We start from the raw sequence: 23,183 nt of genomic DNA on the forward strand, positions 1-23,183 counted from the left end.
TTAAAAGGTTGCATTACGTGGTGTGCGAGGGAACGGAATTACGTCGCGCACGTTTTGCACACCGGTGACATAGGCGATTAAACGCTCAAAACCTAAACCGAAGCCGGCGTGTGGCACGGTGCCGTAACGACGCAGGTCACGATACCACCAATAATCTTCTTTATTCAGGCCCATGGCATCCAGACGCTGATCCAGCACGTCCAGACGTTCTTCACGCTGAGCACCGCCGATGATCTCGCCGATGCCCGGAGCCAACACGTCCATCGCCGCAACGGTTTTGCCGTCGTCGTTCATACGCATATAGAAAGCTTTGATGTCTTTCGGGTAGTTTTTCACCACCACCGGCGCTTTGAAGTGTTTCTCGGCCAGATAACGCTCATGCTCGGAAGACAGATCGATACCCCAGGAAACCGGGTTCTCGAAAGTCTGGCCAGAGGCGATCAGAATTTCCACCGCTTCGGTGTAATCAACCTGAGCGAAGTCGGAAGAAACAAAACGCTTCAGGCGGTCAATCGCATCTTTGTCTACGCGTTCTGCGAAGAACTGCATGTCATCCATACGCTCGTTCAAGACGGCCTGGAACACATACTTCAGCATTTTCTCTGCCAGTTCCGCGATATCCTCGAGGTCAGCAAAGGCGACTTCCGGTTCGATCATCCAAAACTCGGCCAGGTGACGGCTGGTGTTGGAGTTTTCGGCGCGGAAAGTCGGGCCGAAGGTGTAAATTTTCGACAACGCACAGGCATAGGTTTCGCCGTTCAACTGGCCGGAAACGGTCAGGAACGCTTCTTTACCGAAAAAGTCCTGACTGAAATCGACAGCGCCTTTATCGGTGCGCGGCAGGTTTTCCAGATCCAGCGTGGAAACGCGGAACATTTCGCCAGCGCCTTCGGTATCGGAAGCGGTGATCAGCGGGGTGGAAACCCAGAAGAAACCATTCTCGTGATAGAAGCGGTGAATAGCCTGCGCCAGGGTATGGCGAACACGGGCAACGGCACCGATCAGGTTGGTACGTGGGCGCAGGTGCGCCACTTCGCGCAGGTATTCGATGCTGTGGCGTTTGGCCGCCATCGGGTACGTGTCCGGATCGTCAACCCAACCGACCACTTTAATCTCAGTCGCCTGCAGTTCGAAACTCTGACCTTCGCCTGGAGAGGCGACCACTTTGCCGGTCACTTCAATCGAACAGCCGGTGGTCAGATGCAACACTTCATCCTGATAATTCGGCAGAGAATTATTAACGACGGCCTGTAACGGATCAAAGCAGGAACCGTCATAGACGGCCAGGAAGGAGATACCAGCTTTAGAATCTCTCCGGGTACGCACCCAACCGCGCACGGTGACTTCACTGTCAACCGCAGCACGGCCTTGCAGTACGTCGACTACAGGCACTACGCTCATAGATTTCTCTCTTAATAATTTGGTTTAGAAATAGCTTACAACCCAAGAATATGGGGATGTTGCTATGTTACTTGCCGCGGTGCAGAGCACAAGCAGAAATCGCCGGATTGGTGCAACATTTCTTGGCTCTGGGCGAAAAGGGAGCACGGCGAAGTCTCTTATAAAGAAGAAAAAAGCCGGCGTGAGGTCTTCAGCCGGCTTTTTCGCGTTGGCAGGGCGGTGTGGCTTAGCTGGCTTTCTTCACCAGCGGTAAATCGAAGGCCTTGCGTAACGCTTTCACAAAGGCCTGATCCTGGCAGATGGTCTTGCCCGGGCTGTCGGACAGTTTAGCCACCGGCTTGCCTTTGCATTCGACCAGCTTGATCACGATGTTCAGCGGTTTAACCCCCGGGATATCGCAGGTCAGACGCGTACCTATGCCGAACACCAGATTGACGCGTTGGTAGAAACGGCGATACAGCGCCATCGCCTTGTCCAGATCCAGATTGTCGGAGAACACCAGCGTTTTGCTCATCGGGTCGATGCCCAGCTTCTGATAATGCGCAATGGCTTTCTCGCCCCATTCGAACGGATCCCCCGAATCATGGCGCAGGCCCTGATAACGCTGGGCGAACTGCGGACCGAAATCACGCAGGAAGGCGTCCATGGTGATGCAGTCGGTCAGCGCGATGCCGAGCTGGTCCGGATATTCATCCAGCCAGGCTTGCAAAGCTGCACGTTGACTGTTGGCCAACACCGGGCTGATTTGCTGGTGCGCCTGGAACCATTCATGAGCCTGAGTACCCACGGGCGCCAGAGCAAGCTGGTGGGCCAGATCGTAGTTGCTGGTGCCGACCAGATAAGGAAATTCGTCTTTCAAGGTGCTGACAATCGCCTGCTGCACACTCTGCGAGAAACGACGGCGGGTGCCGAAGTCCATCAGTTTGAAGCGAGAAATGTCCACGTCAGCGCTCATGGCTTTAAAATGCTCGAGTTTGCTGCGCAGATGAGCGACGGCCATCTCAGGCGTGACTTCCGGGGAGCGGTGACGGTGCACCACCTCACTGATCACTGCCAGCAGTGGGACTTCCCACATGATCACTTCACGCCAGGGACCGGCAATGCGGATGTGCAACTTGCCCGCATGATCTTCGATCTGAACCTGTTGCGGATCGTAGCGAAACTCGCGCAGCCAGTTCAGGTAATCCTCGCGGAAGAAAGGCAACCCGGAGAGATAGTTGAACTCAGCGTCTGTTAGCGCCAGTTGGCTCATCAGTGCGATCTGGGCACGGATCTCGTCGGCATATTCGCCAAGCAGCTCGTCACCGCGGCAGCGGAATTCCGCCGCCACGCTGATAGCAGGATAGCGATGGAACACTGCTTGCTGCATATGAAGCTTATAAGCATCAGTATCAAGCAGTGATGTCAAAATCGGGGAGGCGTATTGAGTCATATCGCGTTACTGCATCCTCGTCAGGCGCGTGTCCAAATCCGGATAATCATAAAAAAGTGGGGGGAGTATACCCGGATTATCCTGTTATTGAAGCTGCATCACACCACAATTCATCGGAGCCGGTCGAGGATTAAACGTGCCTTTATCTCTGCTTGCCATCAGGATGCCGACAGAAAAGTCAGATAAGTCTGTAAGGTGAATGACTTAGCCTAATTAGTCATAAAAATTATAATGTTAATTATTTTAAACAACAATTCAGATAAAACCGTTCTGGGTATGAATGCCTATCTGGTCTTTGCCGTTTTTCTTGCAAAAATAAAGCGCTTCATCTGCCTGTTTGATTGCTGCCGGCAACAAGCGGATATCGCGGACCTGGGCAATGCCACAACTGGTGGTGAAGCGGACGTTTTGCCCATCGGTTAGTGTCAGGCTGAACTGGTGCGTACGCTCGCGTAGCTTGGACATCACTTCCTGCGCATTTTCCAGCGTACAGTTACCGAGGATCACAGCAAATTCTTCACCACCGTAGCGACAGAAAATGTCGCTGGAGCGGAAGGTGCTTTGCAGCAGCTTGCCAAATGCCACCAGCACCAGGTCGCCTACGTGATGGCCGTAGGTATCATTGAGGCTTTTGAAATTATCAATGTCGATCAGACAAAAAGCGAGTGGGTAGCTGCCGGCAGCCAGCGATTCGCACTCCAGGAAGAATTTGCGCCGGTTATAGATATTGGTGAGAGGATCGAGATAGGAGGAGGCTTCCAGCTCTTTAATCAGCAGGTGTTTCTCATTTTCCAGCGTTACCTTTTCCAACTGGTACTGTTTAAGCTGTTTGATAGCGTCGCTGATGGCTATCAACTCCTGGCCGTAGAACACTTCGTTGCGAGCGATATTCATATCGCCGTGGGACAAGCGCAAAATATTATTATGCGTTTTCGTCAGCCAGCGGCTGATATTTGAACAGTAAACCAGCGTAGGCAGGAAGATAAATAGCGCAATCAGACCCGCCAGCGAAATCATGCCGTCAATGGCGGTTTGGCTGTCATAAATCTTGCTCTGCGAGGCGGCGGTCTCCATTTCGAAACTGCGCTGATAGAGCCGTTGTGAGAGCTCACTCAGGTTTTTAACATAGGGATAAATAGCGTCTGTAGGGTAGGCGGTATGCGTGTTTACGGCGGTATATAATCCTTCGGTAATGATCTTGATCTGCTGAGCTGACAGCTGCCCCAGGATCTCATTCACCAGTGCAGTAGTTTTCACGTCGTTATAGGTAAGTTTCATAAAAATCAGCCGAGTACTCAACGCATTCAATACGCCGGTGAGCTGAATTGCTTTCAGATAAGCGTCTTTGCGCGCCAGTCGATTGGTATTGACGTCAATAATCTGATCGATGAGTTCGGTCACCGACATGTTCAGCCGGTTATTTAATCGCACTGCCTCAAGAAACATAAATGAATCGGCATCGACCATGCGGTTATCGTAGCTATAGCGGTAGTAACTTTTACTGGCCTGGGAAATATAGTAAGCGCTATTGATATTGAACAGATTGGCATTGGCTTCGGTCACCTGGGAAAGCTGCAGGTTGTCATTATTGAGCAATTGTTCCATCAGACTGAGCATGGAAAGCGCGGCAATTTTTTGCCTGATGCCGAGCCGTTGCGAGATTTCGCTGTCGATGTGCGGTCGGAAGTGGGCGATTTTCTCCCGTGCTACGCGATCCGCGTCTTGCCACTGATGTGGGGTGATTCGTGGGTCGATCAGGCTCAAACGTTTAAGGCGATGTGCCAATAGTGTGGCCTGAAAAGCCTCTGAAATCTCTTTGGCTCGGGTAATTTTGTATAGATTGAGTTGGTTGTCGCGATACTCGGTGTCGGCTTCCGACAACTCATCGGAAATAAACAGGGCAAATGAGGACATCAGGGCAAAGGTAAAAAAATAGATCAGATATTTTACTTTCATATGCACTACGCGTCCTTGAGCCCGATCCGCTAATTATATCACTGAGTCTCCCGGCCTGTCTTGGCTATACCCAATAGGGGAAGATTGCCTGCAAAGTGCCGTTGAGCAGGGAAGGCTGCCCCGTGAGATAGGGTAAGTTCGCACTTTTGACGCCGATGTTCTCATCTGGAAAACGTGCAGCCTCGCAGGGTATCTTTAGCATTTAATGCTGATTTTGATGCCGCATCAGGTGAAGGAGCCTGATGGCGTGGGCAATTCTTCGACAGGATTACGATCCACCTCCGATTTCTCCGCTCCTGTGGCCTGGTCTCTCTGGGTTTTTTTTGTAGCTGTGATACAGTTTATTTACAATCAGGCTCATCGAAATTTCTGCTCTTTTCCGACGGCGAAATAGGCGAATGATGAAAGCCTGGAACCTGTAACTCACTGAGACGTCAAAGGGTTTTTATGACACAACAGCCACAGGCGAAGTATCGCCACGATTATCGCGCGCCAGATTACACCATCACTGATATTGACCTGAATTTTGAGTTGGATGCAGAGAGCACTCGCGTCACTGCCGTCAGCAAAATCAAACGCCAGGGCACTGCCGATGCGGCGCTGGTGCTGAACGGTGAAGACCTGACGCTGGTGAGTATTGAGATCGACGGTCAGCCGTGGACAGCCTATCAGTTGCAGGATAACAAACTGGTTATCGAGCAATTGCCAGCACAATTTACCATGACTATTGTCAATGATATCCACCCGGCCAAAAACACCGCGCTGGAAGGGCTGTATCTGTCTGGCGAAGCGCTGTGTACCCAATGTGAAGCTGAAGGCTTCCGCCACATTACTTATTATCTCGACCGCCCGGATGTGCTGGCGCGGTTTACCACTCGCATCGTGGCCGACAAGGCGCGTTACCCGTTCCTGCTGTCAAACGGCAACCGCGTGGGGCAGGGCGAACTGGAAGATGGGCGTCACTGGGTGCAGTGGCAAGATCCTTTCCCAAAACCCTGTTATCTGTTTGCGCTGGTGGCCGGTGATTTCGACGTGCTGCGCGACAGCTTTACCACTCGTTCCGGTCGCGAAGTGGCGCTGGAGCTGTTCGTTGACCGCGGCAACCTGGATCGCGCCGATTGGGCAATGACCTCCCTGAAGAACTCGATGAAATGGGACGAAACCCGTTTTGGCCTGGAGTACGATCTCGACATTTATATGATCGTCGCGGTCGACTTCTTCAACATGGGCGCGATGGAGAACAAAGGGTTAAATATTTTTAACTCCAAATACGTGCTGGCGAAAGCCGAAACCGCCACCGACAAGGATTACCTGAATATCGAGGCGGTGATCGGCCACGAATATTTCCACAACTGGACCGGCAACCGCGTGACCTGTCGTGACTGGTTCCAGCTCAGCCTGAAGGAAGGGCTGACGGTATTCCGCGATCAGGAGTTCAGCTCCGATTTGGGCTCGCGTCCGGTCAACCGTATCGATAACGTGCGCGTTATGCGCGGTGCGCAGTTCGCCGAAGATGCCAGCCCAATGGCGCATGCTATTCGTCCGGACAAAGTGATCGAAATGAACAACTTCTACACCCTGACGGTGTACGAGAAAGGTTCTGAAGTGATCCGCATGATGCATACGCTGCTGGGAGAAGAACAGTTCCAGAAGGGGATTCAGCTGTATTTCGAGCGTCATGATGGCAGTGCGGCGACCTGTGACGATTTCGTTCAGGCGATGGAAGATGCGTCCAACGTTGACCTGTCGCTGTTCCGCCGCTGGTACAGCCAGTCTGGTACGCCGTTACTGACGGTTCGTGACGAATACGACGCCGAGCACCACCAGTACCGTCTGCACGTCAGCCAGAAAACCGCGCCGACCGCCGATCAGCCGGAAAAACTGCCGCTGCACATCCCGCTGGATATTGAACTGTACGATGCACAAGGTAACGTGATTGCCCTGCAGAGAAACGGCTCGCCGATCAATAACGTGCTTAACGTCACCGAAGCGGAACAGACCTTCGTGTTTGATGGCGTGTCGCACAAGCCGGTACCGTCCCTGCTACGTGAGTTCTCTGCACCGGTTAAACTGGATTATCCGTACAGCGATCAGCAACTGACCTTCCTGATGCAGCATGCTCGCAATGAGTTTGCCCGTTGGGATGCGGCACAGAGCCTGCTGGCGACCTACATCAAACTGAACGTGGCCAAACATCAGCAGCAGCAGCCGTTGTCGCTGCCGCTGCACGTTGTTGATGCGTTCCGCGCCGTATTGTTGGACGAGAAGTTGGATCCGGCGTTGGCTGCACAGATCCTGACGTTGCCTTCAGAAAGTGAAATTGCCGAGCTGTTTGCCACTATCGATCCTGAAGCGATAGCCGTGGTGCACGAAGCGATCGTCCGCTGTCTGGCGAAGGAAATGGCCGATGAGTGGCTGGCGGTTTATCACGCTAACAAGACCGACGGCTACCGGGTTGAACATGCTGACATCGCGAAACGTGCGCTGCGCAACGTGTGCCTGGGTTACCTGGCCTTTGGCGATGAAGCGCTGGCCGACCGATTGGTGACGGAGCAGTATCGCCAGGCGGATAATATGACCGATTCGCTGGCGGCTCTGGCCGCTGCGGTGGCGGCGCAATTGCCTTGCCGCGACGCGCTGTTGGCGGCCTTTGACGAACGCTGGCACCAGGATGGTCTGGTGATGGACAAGTGGTTTGTGCTGCAGGCGACCAGCCCGGCGGCGGACGTGCTGACCAAAGTGCGTGGGTTGCTGAAACACCGTTCATTCAGCCTGAGCAATCCAAACCGCACACGCTCATTGATTGGGGGCTTTGCTTCTGCCAACCCGGCGGCGTTCCATGCGGCGGACGGCAGTGGCTATCAGTTCCTGGTGGAAATCCTCAGCGATTTGAACCAACGCAACCCGCAGATTGCTGCTCGCCTGATCGAACCTTTGATCCGCTTGAAACGCTACGATGCTTCACGTCAGGCATTAATGCGCAAAGCGCTTGAACAGTTGAAAGGACTGGAGAATTTGTCCGGCGACCTGTTCGAGAAAATCACCAAGGCGCTCGACGCGTAAGTCTAAGAAGGGACGGCATGCCGTCCCTTTTTTAATTTGCTGCGCGGCGTGTGGCCTGGCTTAAGGGGGAGGGCGGAGACAATACTCTGTCCAGCACTTCGGCTTCCAGCTCTGCCAGTTTGACCGACCCTTTGCGCCGTGGTCGCGGCAGGTCGACGGTCAGATCCAGGCCGATACGGCCTTCCTCAATCAAAATGACGCGATCCGCCAACGCAATGGCTTCACTGACGTCATGCGTCACCAGCAATACGGTGAAACCGTGCTGTTGCCACAACCCTTCAATCAATCCCTGCATTTCAATCCGCGTCAAGGCGTCGAGCGCCCCCAAAGGTTCGTCCAACAGCAACAGGCGTGGACGGTGGATCAGCGCACGTGCCAGAGCCACTCGCTGTTTTTGTCCTCCGGACAAGGCCGCCGGCCACTCGTTGGCGCGGTCGGCCAGCCCGACGGCTTCCAGTGCTTGCAACGCATCGGCACGCCAGTTACCGCGCAGGCCAAGGCCCACATTGTCGATCACCTTTTTCCACGGAAGCAGGCGGGCGTCCTGAAACATTAAGCGGGTATCGTCTCTGGCGCTGGCAAGGGGCGCATTCCCGCTCAGCAAGGCGCCGCTGGTGGCTTTTTCCAGTCCTGCCATCAGACGCAGCAGCGTGCTTTTACCGCAGCCACTGCGGCCGACCACGGCGACAAACTGACCCGCGCTGATGCGCAATTGAATATTGTCCAGCACGGTGCGGTTACCGTAGCGCTTGGCAATGGACTCCAGCGTGACCGGCGTCCCTTGGGGAATTCGAGCGGGAGTCGTCATAGCGCTTCTCCTTGTTTCAGTTGATAGGCCGGGTGCCAGCGCAACCAGACGCGTTCCAGCAACTGTGCGCTGACGTCCGCCAGCTTGCCGAGCAGGGCATAAAGCACAATCGCCACCACCACCACGTCGGTCTGCAAGAATTCACGTGCGTTCATCGCCAGATAACCGATACCCGAATTGGCGGAAATGGTTTCGGCCACGATCAGCGTCAGCCACATAAAACCCAACGCGAAACGCACGCCGACCATAATCGACGGCAGAGCGCCCGGCAAAACCACCTGAGCAAAGAGCTGGAAACCGCTCAGACCGTAGCTGCGTGCCATTTCAAGCAGGCCGTGATCGATATTCTTGATACCGTGATAGGTATTCAAATAAATGGGGAACAGCGTGCCTAACGCCACCAGAAAAATCTTGGCGGACTCATCGATACCGAACCACAGGATCACCAGCGGGATCAGCGCCAGATGCGGCACGTTGCGGATCATCTGCACGGAGCTGTCCAACAGGCGCTCGCCCCAACGTGACAAACCGGTGATAAAGCCCAGCACCAGCCCAATGCTGCCGCCGATGCTAAAACCGATCAGTGCGCGCCAACTGCTGATCGTCAGGTGTTGCCACAACTCGCCGCTTTTGGTTAGCGTCCAGAAGGCGGTGACGACCGCGCTCGGCGCCGGCAGAATACGGTTCGACAGCCAACCCGCCTCGACGGAGATTTGCCAGATAACCACCAGCGCTACCGGCAATGCCCAGGGGGCCAGCCGGTGCAATATGCGTTGTGTACCCTTCGCCATAAGGGGGCTCCTCAGCTTTGCGACGCTTTTTGCGGAATATAGATATTGGCCACCACTTCTCCCTGGGCCTTGACCGGTTTGCGCTGCGTGGGGATTTGGTTTTCCACCAGGTCAAGATGGGGGAACAGCAGTTCGCCGACGCGATAGGCCTCTTCCAGATGCGGGTAGCCGGACAGGATAAAGGTATCGATGCCCAGATCGGCATATTCCTGCATGCGCGCCGCCACCGTCGGGCCGTCGCCGACCAGGGCAGTACCGGCCCCGCCACGGACCAAGCCCACCCCGGCCCACAGATTGGGGCTGATCTCCAGATTGTCTTTTTTGCCGCCGTGCAGCGCTGCCATGCGTCGTTGCCCTACAGAGTCAAAGCGGGCAAATGCCTTTTGTGCATCGGCGATGGTTTTTTCATCCAGATTGGCAATCAGTCGGTCTGCTGCACGCCAGGCTTCTTCGGTAGTTTCACGCACGATCACGTGCAGGCGAATACCGAAGCGCACCTTGCGACCTTTAGCCGCCGCTTTGGCGCGGACCTCGGCAATTTTTTCTTTCACCTGCGCCGGGGGTTCTCCCCATGTGAGGTACATTTCAACCTGTTCGGCGGCCAGATCCTGCGCAGCGGCAGAGGATCCGCCGAAATACAGCGGCGGACGCGGTTGTTGCACCGGCGGGTACAGCAGCTTTGCCCCCTTCACCTGAATATGCTTACCATCGAAATCGACGGTTTCCCCTTCCAGCACCTTTCGCCAAACGTGGGTGAACTCTGCCGAAGCCTCGTAACGTTCTTCGTGATTCAGATGCAGCCCTTCCGCCGCCAGCTCCTCGGGATCGCCGCCGGTAACCAGGTTGAACAACGCTCGACCATTGGAAAGACGATCCAGCGTCGCCGCCTGGCGAGCCGCCAGGGTGGGCGAAATTATCCCGGGGCGCAAAGCCACCAGGAACTTCAGCCGCTGAGTAACAGGAATTAACGATGCGGCCACGAGCCAGGAGTCTTCACAAGAACGGCCGGTGGGGATCAACACGCCGCCGAACCCTAGCCGATCGGCCGCTTGGGCAATTTGCTGCAAATAGCCGTAATCGACGCTACGCGCGCCTTCAGTGCTGCCGAGATAGTGGCCGTCGCCATGGGTTGGTAAAAACCAGAATACGTTCAGGCTCATCGTCTATTCTCCAAAATTATTGTGCGCTCGGGCGCCAGATGCGTTGCGAGATATCAACCTTCACGGGCACCAGACGGTTGGCGTAAAACAGATCGGCGGTTTGCTGCTGGGCGGCAATGGTGCGTGCGTCCAGCGGTTTGATGGCGGTCGGTGGACGGTGATCCAAATAAGACGAGATCACTTTTTCCGGCAGCCCCATGGCGTTCGCCAGCAGCGTGACGCTTTGCGCCCGGTCGCTTTGAGTCAGCGCATCCGCTTTGGTCAACTCATCGAGCACCTGCTGAATAAACGGCCCGTTAGCTTCGGTATAAGTGCGCACCGCCAGATAGAAGGAGCCGGTTTGATTCAAATCGGTGCCGTCACCCAGCACCCGCACGCCGCCCTGCAACAAGGCTGCGGAATAGTACGGGTCCCAGATGGTCCAGGCATCGACGTTGCCCTGCTGGAATGCAGCGCGGGCATCTGCTGGCGTCAGGTAAACCGGTTGGATATCGGTGAATTTCAGTCCGGCTTTTTGCAGCGAACGCAGCAGCAGGTTGTGGGAACTGGAGCCTTTCTGGAAGGCGACCTTGTGGCCTTTCAAATCAGCGACGGTTTTGATCGGGCTATTTTCCGGCACCAGGATCACTTCCGCCTTGGGTTTAGGTGGCTCTACGCCGACATACAGCAGATCCGCCCCGGCGGCCTGGGCAAAGATCGGCGGAATATCGCCGGTGCTGCCCAGATCGATACTGCCGACGTTCAACGCCTCAAGCATCTGCGGGCCGGCGGGGAATTCGATCCAACTGATTTTGGTAGTGGGGAAACGCTGTTCCAGCAGGCGGTGGGATTTTGCCAATACCAGACTGACCGATCCTTTTTGATAACCAATACGAAACTGCGCCGGATCCTGTGCGCTGGCGGAATTGATCCACGCCAGTGAGATGATGCCGGCCAAAGCGCCAGTGCCAAGCCAACGGCCAAGTGATGAAAGTCGCGTCATTCTCTTTCCTTATATAGAGCGTGCTGTCAGGCGGTTTGACGTGCAAACAGAGACGGGGAGAGTTTTGCCTGGGGCGGTTTACGGCGACCGAGTGCCAGGTAGAAGCTTTCCAGGGCTTCTTCCAACCGCGATGCCAGCCCGTCGGACAGCGTGATATCTTCACCGCTCAACACCACCTGGCTGTCGTCGGCGAACACCCCATGCAGCACTTCCTGAGCTTTCAATGCCGCCAACACCGGCTTAAGGGCATAGTCCACTGCCAACATATGACCAATAGAACCGCCGGTGGCCAGGGGTAACACCACCTTATGGTCAAGCGCTCGCTCCGGCAGCAGATCCAGCAGGGTTTTCAGCGCACCGGAAAACGAGGCCTTATACACCGGCGTAGAGACCAACAGGCCGTCGGCCAAAGCCAGTTGCTCGGTAAAGGCTTTTATCGCCGGGCTATTGAAATTGGCGTACAGCAAGTCTTCTGCATCAAAGTCGTGCAGGGTGTAGGAGATCACTTCTACACCTTGCTGCTGCAACCAATTTTTACTCAAGGAAAGCAGGGCCGCTGAACGTGATGGGATGCGAGGGCTGCCGGACAGTGATATAACGCGCATTACCACTCCTTATAACTAAAAGTTAGGTTTAATTAAAAAATCGTCGAGAAGTGTTTTAAACCTATCAGCAAAGGGGCGGGTTACTTAAATCTCATTTTTTGATTTTGATATGCGTAAATGCGGATTGGCGGGGCATTGGCTCCCCGTAAGGGGAAACGATTGCGTTAAAAACGCTTTTTTTGCTTTTAATCAATTCCAATTGGCCAAGGGATACCGGATAATACGCCCCCGGTTTGCAACCGGGAAATCAGGAGAGTACATGTACTACCCCCTCATCAGAAAAGCGTTGTTCCAGCTCGATCCCGAGCGTGCGCATGAATTGACTTTTCATCAGCTCCGCCGCGTCACCGGCACCCCGTTAGAATTTGTTATTCGCCAGTCTGTGCCGACCAAGCCAGTAAGCTGCATGGGGCTCTCTTTTAAAAATCCTTTGGGTTTGGCCGCCGGCCTGGATAAAGACGGCGAGTGCATCGACGCATTCGGTGCCATGGGCTTTGGCTTTGTCGAAGTTGGCACCGTGACGCCACGCCCGCAGTCGGGCAATGATAAACCGCGTCTGTTCCGCATCGTGGAAGCGGAAGGCCTGATCAACCGAATGGGCTTTAATAACCAGGGCGTGGATAATCTGGTTGAAAACGTTAAGAAATCCCATTTCGGCGGTATTCTGGGGATTAATATCGGTAAGAATAAAGATACCCCGGTCGAGCAAGGAAAAGACGATTATCTGATCTGTATGGATAAAGTTTATCCGTATGCCGGTTATATCGCGATTAACATTTCGTCACCCAATACACCGGGGTTACGATCCTTACAGTACGGCGAAGCGTTAGACGATCTTTTGGCCGCCATTAAAAATAAGCAGCAGGAATTGCATGCGCGCCATCACAAATATGTGCCGGTGGCGGTAAAGATCGCGCCGGATCTTTCAGAAGAAGAATTGATCCAAATAGCCGATAGTTTGGTGCGCCATAATATTGATGGCGTGATCGCGACCAATACCACGCTGGATCGTAAATTGATCCAGGGGCTGAATTATTGCGAGCAAATGGGGGGCCTGAGTGGTCGTCCGCTGCAGGCGAGCAGCACCGAAGTGATCCGTCGTTTGTCGCTAGAGCTGCAAGGGCGTTTACCGATTATCGGCGTTGGCGGAATTGATTCCCTGATGGCCGCACGGGAAAAAATGGCGGCCGGTGCTTCGCTGGTACAAATTTATTCCGGATTTATCTTCAAAGGTCCGCGCCTGATTAAAGATATCGTTAACTACATCTAATATTTTTCCTTTCATTTTCAGCCGGGGGTTTATTTCTTCCCCGGCTCGTCTATATTTTGTCCACTAGCATAAATATCGTTCGCGGAATTATCCGATGTTTAAGCGACTTGAGTGGTGATAAAATCACCTTTTAGGGTAAATACGGCGTGGCATGGGCAGCGAGAAGGATAAGACATGAAGATAAAACCTGACGATAATTGGCGTTGGTATTTTGACGCCGAACACGATCGGCTAATGCTGGATTTAGCCAATGGGATGATCTTCCGCTCGCGTTTTCCTGCCAAAATGTTAACGCCGGATGCCTTTGATGAGTGTTCTTTCTGTGTGGATGACGCGGCGCTTTATTTTAATTATGAAGAGCAGTGCAAACAGATAAAGCTCAGCCATGAACAACGCGCCGAACTGGTATTAAATGCCCTGGTGGCCTATCGCTTCCTGAAACCGCTGATGCCGAAAAGCTGGCATTTCTCGCAGCAGCATTACCCGTTGCAGCCGAAAAATGGCGAATTAGCGGCGGTGAAGGTGATGGAGAGCGGCGTTGAAGCGCGTCTGCTGGTGGTGGAAGCCGGTGATAACGCCAGCCTGTGCCTGCTGGCGCAAAACCAACTCTCCGTCGCTGGCCGCACTATGGTTCTGGGTGACGCCATCAAAGTGATGCACGATCGCCTTAAACCCTGCGCGCAAGATGAAACCTCCGCCCCGGCTTACGACAGGGCGGTATAACGGCGATTACGCCAGCGTCAAATCGCTTTTTGGAATACAGCTGCAGCAAAGGATGGTGCCATTGTTGGCTACCGCACTTTTCTTCAGCGGCGCCACTTCGCCACTGACCAAAGTGATGCGACAACTTCCGCAAATTCCCGCACGGCATGAATAAGGCACGCGGAGCCCTTGCTGTTCCAACTGCTCCAGTAAGATCTGCTGATTATTGCCGGTAAACACCGTTCCCGCGTATTCGATAGTGACGCTATGTTCACTGTCCTGCGGTGCCTGCACGCTCTCAACCACTTTTCCAGCGCCATACGGGCGTGGCGGCTTGGTGGATAACACTTCTACTCTATCGCCGACGCGGATAATACCGCTGCTGCGCGCCACCATATTCTGGCCAAAATCGATATCACCGTTATCAGCCGTGCGGAATTTCTGCAGAGTGCTCAGGGGTTCGCCGCTTGGGTGCTTGCGCCCACGTTCGGTGCTGACGGTGGTCAACACGCAGCGGCTACAGGGTTTGACCAGATCAAACATCACGTCACCGACGCGGATCACCTGCCAACCATCCTCGGCCCAGGCATTCGCGCCGGTGACCACCAGATTGGGGCGGAACTGCTCAAGCTTGATGCTGCCGGGGCAACGCTGCTGCAAATCGTTGAATGAGGCTTCGTTGATCAGCAAATAAGGATAGCCGTCGGCGAAAGAAAGGGGGATTTCCGGGTGTTTTTTCACGCGGCGGGTCAGCTCGGGGCCAAGCCAACGCAGCTGCACTTCACGCTGGAAATAACCGCTCAGCCAGCTGTTAATCGCTGCCGGCGCAATCAGGGCGGTGAAATGATTGCCCCAAACTTCGGTCGGTTGCGCCTCAGGGGCGAAATCGCTGAAGCGGATGGCGGCGCTTTCTCCGTCCGGCGCGGTCAGGAATAGCCCATCGGGCAGCAGAGCCGGGGTGAACATCACCATTTGCGGATATTGGCGCGCGGTAATAAAGGTGCCATCCGGTTCGGTGATCATAAAGGTACGGTCGAAAGCCAATCCACTGCTGGAAGCCTGCGCGTGCGAAAGCTGCAAACCACGAAGCGATTTCACCGGATGAACGTAAATTTTCGAAAGCGTAATCACCCTTATCCCCGTGCGATTATTAAATAGAAGGGAGCAACTTTATGACAAGCGGTCTGGATTAGCTATAATGCGCAACAATTTTCTTTTTGGTGATAAGTACGATATGAACTCTCTGTTTGCCAGCACGGCGCGTGGACTGGAAGAACTGTTAAAAAGCGAACTGGAAGCGCTGGGCGCTCACGCCTGTAAAGTAGTGCAGGGTGGGGTACATTTTCAGGGTGACGATCGTCTTCTGTACCAAAGCTTGCTGTGGAGCCGTCTGGCCTCACGTATTTTGCTGCCGCTGAATGAATTCCGCGTGCACAGCGATCTGGATCTGTATCTGGGTGTGCAGGCGATCGACTGGACCAACATTTTCGGCGTGGATAAAACCTTCGCCGTGCATTTCAGTGGCGTGAACGAAGAGATCCGCAACAGCCAATATGGTGCGTTGAAGGTTAAGGACGCCATCGTCGACAGCTTTACTCGCAAACTCGACCAGCGTCCGACGGTTGCGAAGCAGCAGCCGGATATTCGCGTCAATGTGTTCCTGCAGCGCGATATGGCCAGCGTAGCGCTCGATCTGAGCGGTGAAGGCCTGCATCAACGTGGCTACCGTGATTTGACCGGCCAGGCACCGCTTAAAGAGAGCCTGGCGGCGGCGATTGTGCAACGTTCCGGCTGGCAGCCGGGGACTCCGATGCTCGATCCTATGTGTGGCTCGGGGACGCTATTGATCGAGGCGGCGATGATAGCTTCCGATCGCGCTCCGGGTCTGCACCGTCAACATTGGGGCTTTACCGCCTGGAATGGCCATAACGTCGATCTGTGGCGCGAAGTGATCACCGAAGCACAGGTGCGTGCACGCCGTGGCTTGCAAGAAACCACCTCACGTTTCTTCGGTTCTGATATCGATCGTCGGGTGATTGAAATGGCGCGCGGCAATGCCCGTCGTGCAGGCGTTGCCGAACTGATTACCTTTAACGTCAACGACGTAGCCAAACTGACCAATCCACTGCCGGAAGGCCCGACGGGCACCGTAGTGTGCAACCCGCCGTACGGCGAGCGTCTGGAAAGTGAACCGGCGCTGATCGCCTTGCACAATATGCTGGGCCGCATCATGAAGAGCGCATTCGGCGGCTGGCAGTTGTCATTGTTCAGCGCATCGCCGGAACTGCTGAGCTGCCTGCAGCTGCGTGCCGAACGCCAGTTCAAGGCCAAAAATGGCCCGCTGGACTGCGTGCAGAAAAATTACCAACTGGCGGAAAACCCACAGGGCTCCGGCGGTATTCAGGTCGCGGAAGATTTTGCCAACCGCCTGCGCAAGAACCTGAAGAAGCTCGACAAGTGGGCCAAACAGCAGGGCATTGAATGCTATCGCCTGTATGATGCTGACCTGCCGGAATACAACGTGGCGGTAGACCGCTACGGCAGCAAGGTGGTGGTACAAGAGTATGCGCCGCCGAAAACCATCGATGCGCAGAAAGCGCGTCAACGTCTGTTCGATGTGATCAATGCCACGCTGGCGGTGCTGGAATTGCCGTCCAATCAGCTGATCCTGAAAACCCGTGAGCGTCAGAAAGGCAAAAACCAGTATGAAAAACTGGCGCAGAAGGGCGAGTTCCTGCTGGTGGAAGAGTTTAACGCCAAGCTGTGGGTGAACCTGACTGACTATCTCGATACCGGCCTGTTCCTCGACCACCGCATTGCTCGCCGCATGCTGGGTGAGATGAGCAAGGGCAAAGACTTCCTCAACCTGTTCGCCTATACCGGCACCGCCAGCGTACACGCCGGATTGGGTGGTGCGCGCAGTACCACCACGGTGGATATGTCGCGTACCTATCTCGAATGGGCTGAGAAAAACCTGCGCGTTAACGGCCTGACCGGCAAACAGCACAGATTGATCCATGCGGATTGCCTGTCATGGCTGCAAAATGCCGACGAACAATTCGACGTGATCTTTATCGATCCGCCGACCTTCTCCAACTCCAAGCGGATGGAGAACACTTTTGACGTTCAGCGCGATCACCTGGTGCTGATGCAAGATTTGAAACGGTTGCTGCGTCGTAACGGGACCATCATGTTCTCGAACAACAAGCGCGGTTTCCAGATGGATATGGCCGGTCTGAGCGCCCTGGGTCTGGAGGCGAAAGAAATTACCGCCCAGACGCAGTCGCAGGACTTTGCCCGTAACCGTCAAATTCATAACTGCTGGCTGGTTACCCACGCCGGCGAAGGAAAATAATTACTATGTCGTTAATCAGCATGTCCGGTGCCTGGCTGTCCTTCAGCGATGCGCCGCTTTTAGATAACACCGAAATTCATATTGAAGACAACGAACGCGTTTGTCTGGTTGGGCGTAATGGCGCCGGTAAATCCACGCTGTTGAAGATCCTCGGTAAAGAAATTCCGCTGGACGATGGCCGGGTGATTTACGAGCAAGATCTGATCGTTGCGCGTCTGCAACAGGATCCCCCGCGCAATATCGGCGGGACAGTATTCGATTTCGTGGCCGAAGGCGTGGCCGAACAGGCGGAACACCTGAAGGCCTATCACGCGATTTCGCACCTGGTGGAAACCGATCCGAGCGAAAAAAACCTGACGCGTATGGCGCAGATTATGGAGATCCTCGATCACCAGGGGCTTTGGCAGCTCGACAGCCGCATCAGCGAAGTGCTGTTGCAGCTGGGCCTGAACGGGGACGCGGAGCTTTCCTCGCTTTCCGGCGGTTGGCTGCGTAAAGCGGCGCTGGGGCGCGCGCTGGTCAGCTCTCCACGCGTATTGCTGCTGGACGAACCGACCAACCACCTGGACATTACCACCATCGACTGGCTGGAAGGCTTCCTGAAAGAGTTCCAGGGCAGCATCGTGTTCATTTCCCACGACCGTTCCTTTATCCGCAACATGGCTACGCGCATTGTCGATCTCGACCGTGGCAAGCTGGTGTCCTGGCCGGGCAATTATGATCTGTATCTGCTGAGCAAAGAAGAAGCGCTGCGGGTAGAAGAGCTGCAAAACGCCGAATTCGACCGCAAGCTGGCGCAGGAAGAAGTGTGGATCCGTCAGGGCATCAAGGCGCGTCGTACCCGTAACGAAGGCCGCGTACGTGCGCTGAAGGCGTTACGTAACGAGCGTTCAGAACGTCGTGAAGTGATGGGCACCGCCAAAATGCAGGTTGAAGAAGCGGTACGCTCCGGCAAGATCGTGTTCGAGATGGAAGACGTCAACTATCAGGTCGGCGGCAAAGTGCTGGTGCGCAATTTCTCCGCTCAGGTACAGCGCGGCGACAAGATTGCCCTGGTCGGTCCGAACGGCTGCGGCAAGACGACCTTGCTGAAGCTGATGCTTGGCCAGTTGAAGGCCGACAGCGGTCGCGTACACTGCGGCACCAAGCTTGAAGTGGCCTACTTCGACCAGCACCGCGCCGAACTGGATCCGGAACGTACGGTGATGGACAACCTGGCAGAAGGCAAGCAGGAGGTGATGGTCAATGGCCGTTCCCGCCACGTACTGGGTTATCTGCAGGACTTCCTGTTCCACCCGAAACGCGCCATGACGCCGGTGAAAGCATTGTCAGGCGGCGAGCGTAACCGTCTGTTGCTGGCCAAGCTGTTCCTGAAGCCAAGCAACTTATTGATTCTCGATGAACCAACCAACGATCTTGACGTCGAAACGCTGGAGCTGCTGGAAGAGTTGATCGATGGCTATCAGGGCACCGTGCTGCTGGTGAGCCACGATCGTCAATTCGTCGACAACTCCGTGACCGAGTGCTGGATCTTTGAAGGCAACGGCGAGATCAGCACCTTTGTCGGCGGTTATTACGATGCACACCATCAGCGCGCAACGGCAAAACCTATTCGTCAGGTCGCGGCTGAACAGAATAAACCGGCGGCGGAGAAAAAGGCTGAACAGCCCAAGAAACCGGCGGTTAAACTGAGCTATAACTTGTTACGCGAACTGGAACAGTTGCCGCAACGCCTTGAACAGCTGGAAGCGGAAATTGAAGCACTGCAGGCGCAAATGAGCGATGCTGATTTCTTCACGCGCCCTCACAGCGAAACACAACAGGTGTTGACGGCGCTGGCCGCCGCCGAAGGGGCGTTGGAAGAAGCCTTCGCCCGTTGGGAAGAGTTGGAAGCGATGAAAAACGGCTAACCGTTGAGAATACCGTCCGCGCGCTGCTGCGGACGGTATTGCCGTACCGGTGAGCGACGTTGTTAAGGAGGATTATGGTGTGTTCCCACGAGAATCACGAGCAGCACAGTCACGCAACACACGCAAAACAGCAACAGGACAATCTGATGCTGTGTCCACAATGCGACATGTTGGTGGCGTTGCCGCCGCTGGCATATGGTTCAAAAGCGGTATGCCCGCGTTGTAAAACGACCCTCAGCTCCCGCTGGCAGGAACCGCGCAAGCGGCCAATTGGCTATGCCCTCAGCGCATTGTTCATGCTGCTGCTGGCGAATATTTTCCCGTTTATCAATATGCGCGTTGCCGGCCTCGGTAACGAAATCAAACTGATCCAGATCCCGCAGGTGATGGTGGCGGAAGACTACGCCAGCATGGCCACGTTGTTTATGGTGTTCGTACAGTTGATCCCTGCATTCTGCATGGTGGCGATCATTGTGCTGTGTGCCCGAGTGCGTATCCCCCTTGGCCTGAAAGAGTGGATGGCCAAGATGCTGTTCCAGTTTAAAACCTGGTGCATGGTGGAGATTTTCCTCGCAGGGGTGTTGGTCAGCTTCGTCAAGCTGATGGCCTATGGCGATATCGGCATCGGCAGCAGCTTTGTGCCTTATTGCCTGTTCTGCCTGCTGCAGGTGCGTGCCTTCCAATGTGTCGATCGCCGCTGGTTATGGAATGACATTGAACCTGCACCGCGGCTGGATCGTCCAATGCAGGTTGGGCACATCGGGTTGCGCCAGGGCCTGCGCTCTTGCCAATGCTGTACGGCGATTCTGCCGGCCGAGATGACCCGTTGCCCGCGTTGCCACACCAAAGGTTATGTCCGTCGTCGCCACAGTTTGCAATGGACATTGGCACTGCTTGTCACCTCTATCATGCTGTATATTCCGGCTAATCTGCTGCCTATTATGGTTACCGAAGCCCTGGGCAACAAAATCACCTCTACCATCATGGCCGGGGTGATCCTGCTGTGGGGCGAGGGATCTTATCCGGTGGCGATGGTGATCTTCATCGCCAGCATCATGGTGCCGTCGTTGAAAATGTTGGCGATTGGCTGGTTGTGCTGGGATGCTAACGGCAGGCATAAACCCCGGGCTGATAGCGAACGGATGCACCTGATTTATGAAGTGGTTGAATTCGTTGGCCGCTGGTCAATGATCGACGTGTTTGTGATTGCCGTGCTTTCGGCATTGGTACGGATGGGACAATTGATGAGTATTTATCCTGCTACTGGCGCACTGCTGTTCGCCATGGTGGTGATCCTCACTATGTTTGCTGCCATGACGTTTGACCCCCGGCTGACCTGGGATCGCGTAAATGAAACAATAAAAAAGGAGCCGCAAGGTGACGGAAAATAATCATAGCGTCGCGGACGTTGAAAAGATCAAGCGCTGGTCGCCGGTGTGGATTATCCCCATCGTCACTGCGCTGATCGGCGCCTGGATCCTGTTTTACCATTTTAGCCACCAGGGGCCTCAGGTGACGCTGGTCACCACAACCGCTGAAGGGCTGGAGGCGGGTAAAACCAAAATCACCAGCCGTAGCGTTGACGTCGGTGTAGTGGAAACCGTGACCCTGAGCGATGACCTGAGCAAGGTGGTGGTGCAGGCTCGGTTAAACTCCGGCATGGAGAAATTGCTGCGCGAGGATACCGCCTTCTGGGTGGTGAAACCGCAGATTGGCCGTGAAGGCATTTCCGGTCTGGGTACGTTGCTGTCTGGGGCTTACATCGAGCTGCAGCCGGGCAAAAAAGGTAAAGAGAAAAACGATTACCAACTGCTGGATGCACCACCGTTGGCTTCTCCGGACGCCAAAGGTTTGCGCATCATACTGGACAGTGAGAAATCGGGTCAGTTGAATGCCGGCGATCCGGTATTGTTCCGTGGCTACCGCGTTGGCTCGGTAGAGACCAGCTATTTTGATCCGAAAATGCGCGCCATGCGCTATCAGCTGTTCGTCTCCGCTCCTTACGACCAACTGGTGACCAGCAACGTTCGCTTCTGGAAAGACAGCGGCGTGGCCTTCGACATGTCCGCGCAGGGGATGCGGGTAGAAATGGGATCCCTGGCTACGCTGTTCAGCGGTGGCGTCAGCTTTGACGTGCCGGACGGTTGGGATCGCGGTGAGCAGGTAAAAGAGAAAACCGAATATCAGCTGTTCGATAACCAACGCAGCATCCAGGATTCGTTGTACACCGTACACAAAGATTACCTGATGTTCTTCTCCGACTCGATCCGTGGCCTGCAGCCGGGTGCGCCAGTTGAGTTCCGCGGTATCCGTTTGGGGACCGTGGCGCAAGTACCATTCTATAAAGAAGGTATGATGCAGCGTCTGGATAACGACTACCGGATCCCGGTGCTGATCCGCATCGAACCCGATCGTTTCCAAAAACAGTTGGGCGGCAATTTCGATATTGAAGGCCATCTGAAAGATGCTGAATCTCGCGGTATGCGTGCTGCGCTGAAATCTGCCAACCTGTTAACCGGTTCACTGTATATCGATCTGGATTTCTATCCGCAGGAGAAACCGTGGAAAGGGCCGCGTGAGCTGTTTGGTTATCCGTTGATGCCGACCACCAGCGGCGGTTTGGCGCAGATCCAACAGAAACTGATGCAGACCTTGGATAAGATCAACGCGATGCCATTGAATCCGATGATCAACGAAGCGACCAAGACCCTGGCGGAAAGTCAGAAAACCATGAAGTCGACGCAACAGACCATGAAATCGTTGAACGACATCATCGCCAGTAAAGAGATGAAGGCACTGCCGCAGGATATGCAAAAAACGCTGCAGGAGCTGAATCGCAGCATGAAAGGCTTCCAGCCAGGTTCACCGGCCTACAACAAGATGGTCGGCGATATGCAACGTCTCGATCAGGTGCTGCGTGAGTTGCAGCCAGTGCTGCGCACCCTGAATGAAAAGAGCAACGCGCTGGTATTTGAAGCCGCGGGCAGTAACGATCCTCAGCCGAAGAAGGCCAATAAATGATGAAATGGATTCCTGTAGCCCTGGCGCTGGTACTCAGCGCCTGTAGCAGCACACCACAGAAAACCTACTACCAACTGCCGGCGCTGGGTGTGCCGACACAGGTGAGCGGCGGTGAGACTTCTCGCCAACTGTGGTTGGAACACGTCACCGTGGCGGATTATCTGGCGCAGAACGGCGTGGTTTATCAAACCAATGATGTGCAGTACGTTATTGCTCAGAATAACCTGTGGGCCAGCCCGCTCGACCAGCAGCTGCAGCAAACGCTGGTCACTAACCTGAGCAGCGCATTGCCGGGCTGGGTGGTCTCCTCCCAGCCGATGAGCAGCGATCAGGATGTGTTGAACGTGACGGTCAGCGGTTTCCATGGTCGTTTTGATGGCAAGGCGATTATTCGTGGCGAATGGGTGCTGAGTCATCAAGGCAAGCTGACCAAACGGCCATTCAGCCTGGAGCTGAAACAGGGCGAGGATGGTTACGATGCGTTAGTCCGTACCCTGGCGCAAGGCTGGCAGCAAGAGGCGCAGTCCATCGCCTCGCAGGCCGGTCGTTTTTAGTCATAATTTGGACTAAAAAGGTCTAATCCCTTCCGATGAAAAATATTAAAACTTTTCGTCGGGAGGGATTTTTATTTTATTTCAATCAGTTAACCTCTTCCTCGGCATATCAGCCACTTAGCCAATTCTGCGTGTGTAGCTCACAAATATGACATTGGCGTGAATTTTGCGCA

17 protein-coding genes are annotated in these 23,183 nt (G+C 54.7%); 8 read left to right on the forward strand and 9 right to left on the reverse strand.

Translation table 11 applies throughout. The features are described from left to right. The 3 genes from asnS to M495_RS08105 all read right to left on the reverse strand — a co-directional run bounded on the left by asnS (nt 1) and on the right by M495_RS08105 (nt 4,789). On the reverse strand, nt 1–1,401 hold the full coding sequence (asnS, locus tag M495_RS08095; protein ID WP_020826151.1) for an asparagine--tRNA ligase: 1,401 nt from the start codon (nt 1,399–1,401) through the stop codon (nt 1–3). A gap of 226 nt (nt 1,402–1,627) precedes the next feature. Then, nucleotides 1,628–2,833 carry a nicotinate phosphoribosyltransferase gene (gene pncB / locus M495_RS08100; RefSeq protein ID WP_020826152.1) on the reverse strand — a complete coding sequence of 402 codons (1,206 nt, stop codon included), beginning with the start codon at nt 2,831–2,833 and terminating at the stop codon, nt 1,628–1,630. 255 nt (nt 2,834–3,088) lie between these two features. After that, nucleotides 3,089–4,789: a GGDEF domain-containing protein gene (locus M495_RS08105; protein ID WP_020826153.1), complete on the reverse strand. Its 1,701-nt coding sequence runs from the start codon at nt 4,787–4,789 to the stop codon at nt 3,089–3,091. Between the two features lie 447 nt (nt 4,790–5,236). Here M495_RS08105 and pepN point away from each other — a divergent pair, with 447 nt between their 5' ends. After that, nucleotides 5,237–7,852, forward strand: coding sequence for an aminopeptidase N (pepN, locus tag M495_RS08110; RefSeq protein WP_020826154.1), 2,616 nt, complete (start codon nt 5,237–5,239; stop codon nt 7,850–7,852). 31 nt (nt 7,853–7,883) lie between these two features. Here pepN and ssuB read toward each other — a convergent pair whose 3' ends face one another. From ssuB to ssuE, 5 genes are read right to left on the reverse strand one after another with little or no spacing between them, the layout of a single operon-like run. Continuing rightward, nucleotides 7,884–8,660: an aliphatic sulfonates ABC transporter ATP-binding protein gene (ssuB, locus tag M495_RS08115; protein ID WP_020826155.1), complete on the reverse strand. Its 777-nt coding sequence runs from the start codon at nt 8,658–8,660 to the stop codon at nt 7,884–7,886. Then, nucleotides 8,657–9,451, reverse strand: a complete 795-nt coding sequence (gene ssuC, locus M495_RS08120) for an aliphatic sulfonate ABC transporter permease SsuC (RefSeq protein WP_020826156.1) — start codon at nt 9,449–9,451, stop codon at nt 8,657–8,659. The genes ssuB and ssuC overlap by 4 nt, the downstream gene beginning before the upstream one ends. Before the next feature lie 11 nt (nt 9,452–9,462). Further along, nucleotides 9,463–10,611: an FMNH2-dependent alkanesulfonate monooxygenase gene (gene ssuD, locus M495_RS08125; protein ID WP_020826157.1), complete on the reverse strand. Its 1,149-nt coding sequence runs from the start codon at nt 10,609–10,611 to the stop codon at nt 9,463–9,465. Nucleotides 10,612–10,627: 16 nt separating this feature from the next. Beyond that, complete coding sequence (locus M495_RS08130; protein WP_020826158.1) at nt 10,628–11,593, reverse strand: sulfonate ABC transporter substrate-binding protein; 966 nt, start codon at nt 11,591–11,593, stop codon at nt 10,628–10,630. Nucleotides 11,594–11,619: 26 nt separating this feature from the next. After that, nucleotides 11,620–12,198: an NADPH-dependent FMN reductase gene (gene ssuE / locus M495_RS08135; protein WP_020826159.1), complete on the reverse strand. Its 579-nt coding sequence runs from the start codon at nt 12,196–12,198 to the stop codon at nt 11,620–11,622. Nucleotides 12,199–12,457: 259 nt separating this feature from the next. Here ssuE and pyrD point away from each other — a divergent pair, with 259 nt between their 5' ends. After that, a complete protein-coding gene (gene pyrD / locus M495_RS08140; protein WP_020826160.1) occupies nt 12,458–13,468 on the forward strand; it encodes a quinone-dependent dihydroorotate dehydrogenase in 1,011 nt (336 codons plus the stop codon). 174 nt (nt 13,469–13,642) lie between these two features. Then, entirely contained in the window at nt 13,643–14,191 is a 549-nt protein-coding gene (locus M495_RS08145; RefSeq protein ID WP_020826161.1) for a cell division protein ZapC, read from the forward strand. Nucleotides 14,192–14,197: 6 nt separating this feature from the next. Here the strand turns inward: M495_RS08145 and M495_RS08150 are convergent, their stop codons facing one another. Beyond that, nucleotides 14,198–15,301, reverse strand: coding sequence for a YcbX family protein (locus tag M495_RS08150; protein ID WP_020826162.1), 1,104 nt, complete (start codon nt 15,299–15,301; stop codon nt 14,198–14,200). 103 nt (nt 15,302–15,404) lie between these two features. Here M495_RS08150 and rlmKL point away from each other — a divergent pair, with 103 nt between their 5' ends. From rlmKL to pqiC, 5 genes are all read left to right on the forward strand, one after another. Beyond that, nucleotides 15,405–17,525 carry a bifunctional 23S rRNA (guanine(2069)-N(7))-methyltransferase RlmK/23S rRNA (guanine(2445)-N(2))-methyltransferase RlmL gene (gene rlmKL, locus M495_RS08155; RefSeq protein ID WP_104410963.1) on the forward strand — a complete coding sequence of 707 codons (2,121 nt, stop codon included), beginning with the start codon at nt 15,405–15,407 and terminating at the stop codon, nt 17,523–17,525. 5 nt (nt 17,526–17,530) lie between these two features. Next, nucleotides 17,531–19,435 carry an ABC transporter ATP-binding protein gene (locus tag M495_RS08160; protein WP_020826164.1) on the forward strand — a complete coding sequence of 635 codons (1,905 nt, stop codon included), beginning with the start codon at nt 17,531–17,533 and terminating at the stop codon, nt 19,433–19,435. Between the two features lie 74 nt (nt 19,436–19,509). Next, nucleotides 19,510–20,826, forward strand: coding sequence for a membrane integrity-associated transporter subunit PqiA (gene pqiA / locus M495_RS08165; RefSeq protein ID WP_020826165.1), 1,317 nt, complete (start codon nt 19,510–19,512; stop codon nt 20,824–20,826). Beyond that, the gene (gene pqiB, locus M495_RS08170; RefSeq protein WP_020826166.1) at nt 20,813–22,456 is read left to right on the forward strand and encodes an intermembrane transport protein PqiB; all 1,644 of its coding nucleotides are present in this window, start codon (nt 20,813–20,815) and stop codon (nt 22,454–22,456) included. The genes pqiA and pqiB overlap by 14 nt, the downstream gene beginning before the upstream one ends. Beyond that, complete coding sequence (gene pqiC / locus M495_RS08175; protein WP_020826167.1) at nt 22,453–23,010, forward strand: membrane integrity-associated transporter subunit PqiC; 558 nt, start codon at nt 22,453–22,455, stop codon at nt 23,008–23,010. The genes pqiB and pqiC overlap by 4 nt, the downstream gene beginning before the upstream one ends. Nucleotides 23,011–23,183 lie beyond the last annotated feature (173 nt).

The sequence above is a fragment of the Serratia liquefaciens ATCC 27592 genome, assembly GCF_000422085.1.
GTDB lineage: Bacteria > Pseudomonadota > Gammaproteobacteria > Enterobacterales > Enterobacteriaceae > Serratia > Serratia liquefaciens.

Bases quoted from the DNA above. Each gene is read 5' to 3' on its own strand.
- asnS (WP_020826151.1), bottom strand. From the start codon at position 1,401: ATGAGCGTAGTGCCTGTAGTCGACGTACTGCAAGGCCGTGCTGCGGTT.
- pncB (WP_020826152.1), bottom strand. From the start codon at position 2,833: ATGACTCAATACGCCTCCCCGATTTTGACATCACTGCTTGATACTGAT.
- M495_RS08105 (WP_020826153.1), bottom strand. From the start codon at position 4,789: ATGAAAGTAAAATATCTGATCTATTTTTTTACCTTTGCCCTGATGTCC.
- pepN (WP_020826154.1), top strand. From the start codon at position 5,237: ATGACACAACAGCCACAGGCGAAGTATCGCCACGATTATCGCGCGCCA.
- ssuB (WP_020826155.1), bottom strand. From the start codon at position 8,660: ATGACGACTCCCGCTCGAATTCCCCAAGGGACGCCGGTCACGCTGGAG.
- ssuC (WP_020826156.1), bottom strand. From the start codon at position 9,451: ATGGCGAAGGGTACACAACGCATATTGCACCGGCTGGCCCCCTGGGCA.
- ssuD (WP_020826157.1), bottom strand. From the start codon at position 10,611: ATGAGCCTGAACGTATTCTGGTTTTTACCAACCCATGGCGACGGCCAC.
- M495_RS08130 (WP_020826158.1), bottom strand. From the start codon at position 11,593: ATGACGCGACTTTCATCACTTGGCCGTTGGCTTGGCACTGGCGCTTTG.
- ssuE (WP_020826159.1), bottom strand. From the start codon at position 12,198: ATGCGCGTTATATCACTGTCCGGCAGCCCTCGCATCCCATCACGTTCA.
- pyrD (WP_020826160.1), top strand. From the start codon at position 12,458: ATGTACTACCCCCTCATCAGAAAAGCGTTGTTCCAGCTCGATCCCGAG.
- M495_RS08145 (WP_020826161.1), top strand. From the start codon at position 13,643: ATGAAGATAAAACCTGACGATAATTGGCGTTGGTATTTTGACGCCGAA.
- rlmKL (WP_104410963.1), top strand. From the start codon at position 15,405: ATGAACTCTCTGTTTGCCAGCACGGCGCGTGGACTGGAAGAACTGTTA.
- M495_RS08160 (WP_020826164.1), top strand. From the start codon at position 17,531: ATGTCGTTAATCAGCATGTCCGGTGCCTGGCTGTCCTTCAGCGATGCG.
- pqiA (WP_020826165.1), top strand. From the start codon at position 19,510: ATGGTGTGTTCCCACGAGAATCACGAGCAGCACAGTCACGCAACACAC.
- pqiC (WP_020826167.1), top strand. From the start codon at position 22,453: ATGATGAAATGGATTCCTGTAGCCCTGGCGCTGGTACTCAGCGCCTGT.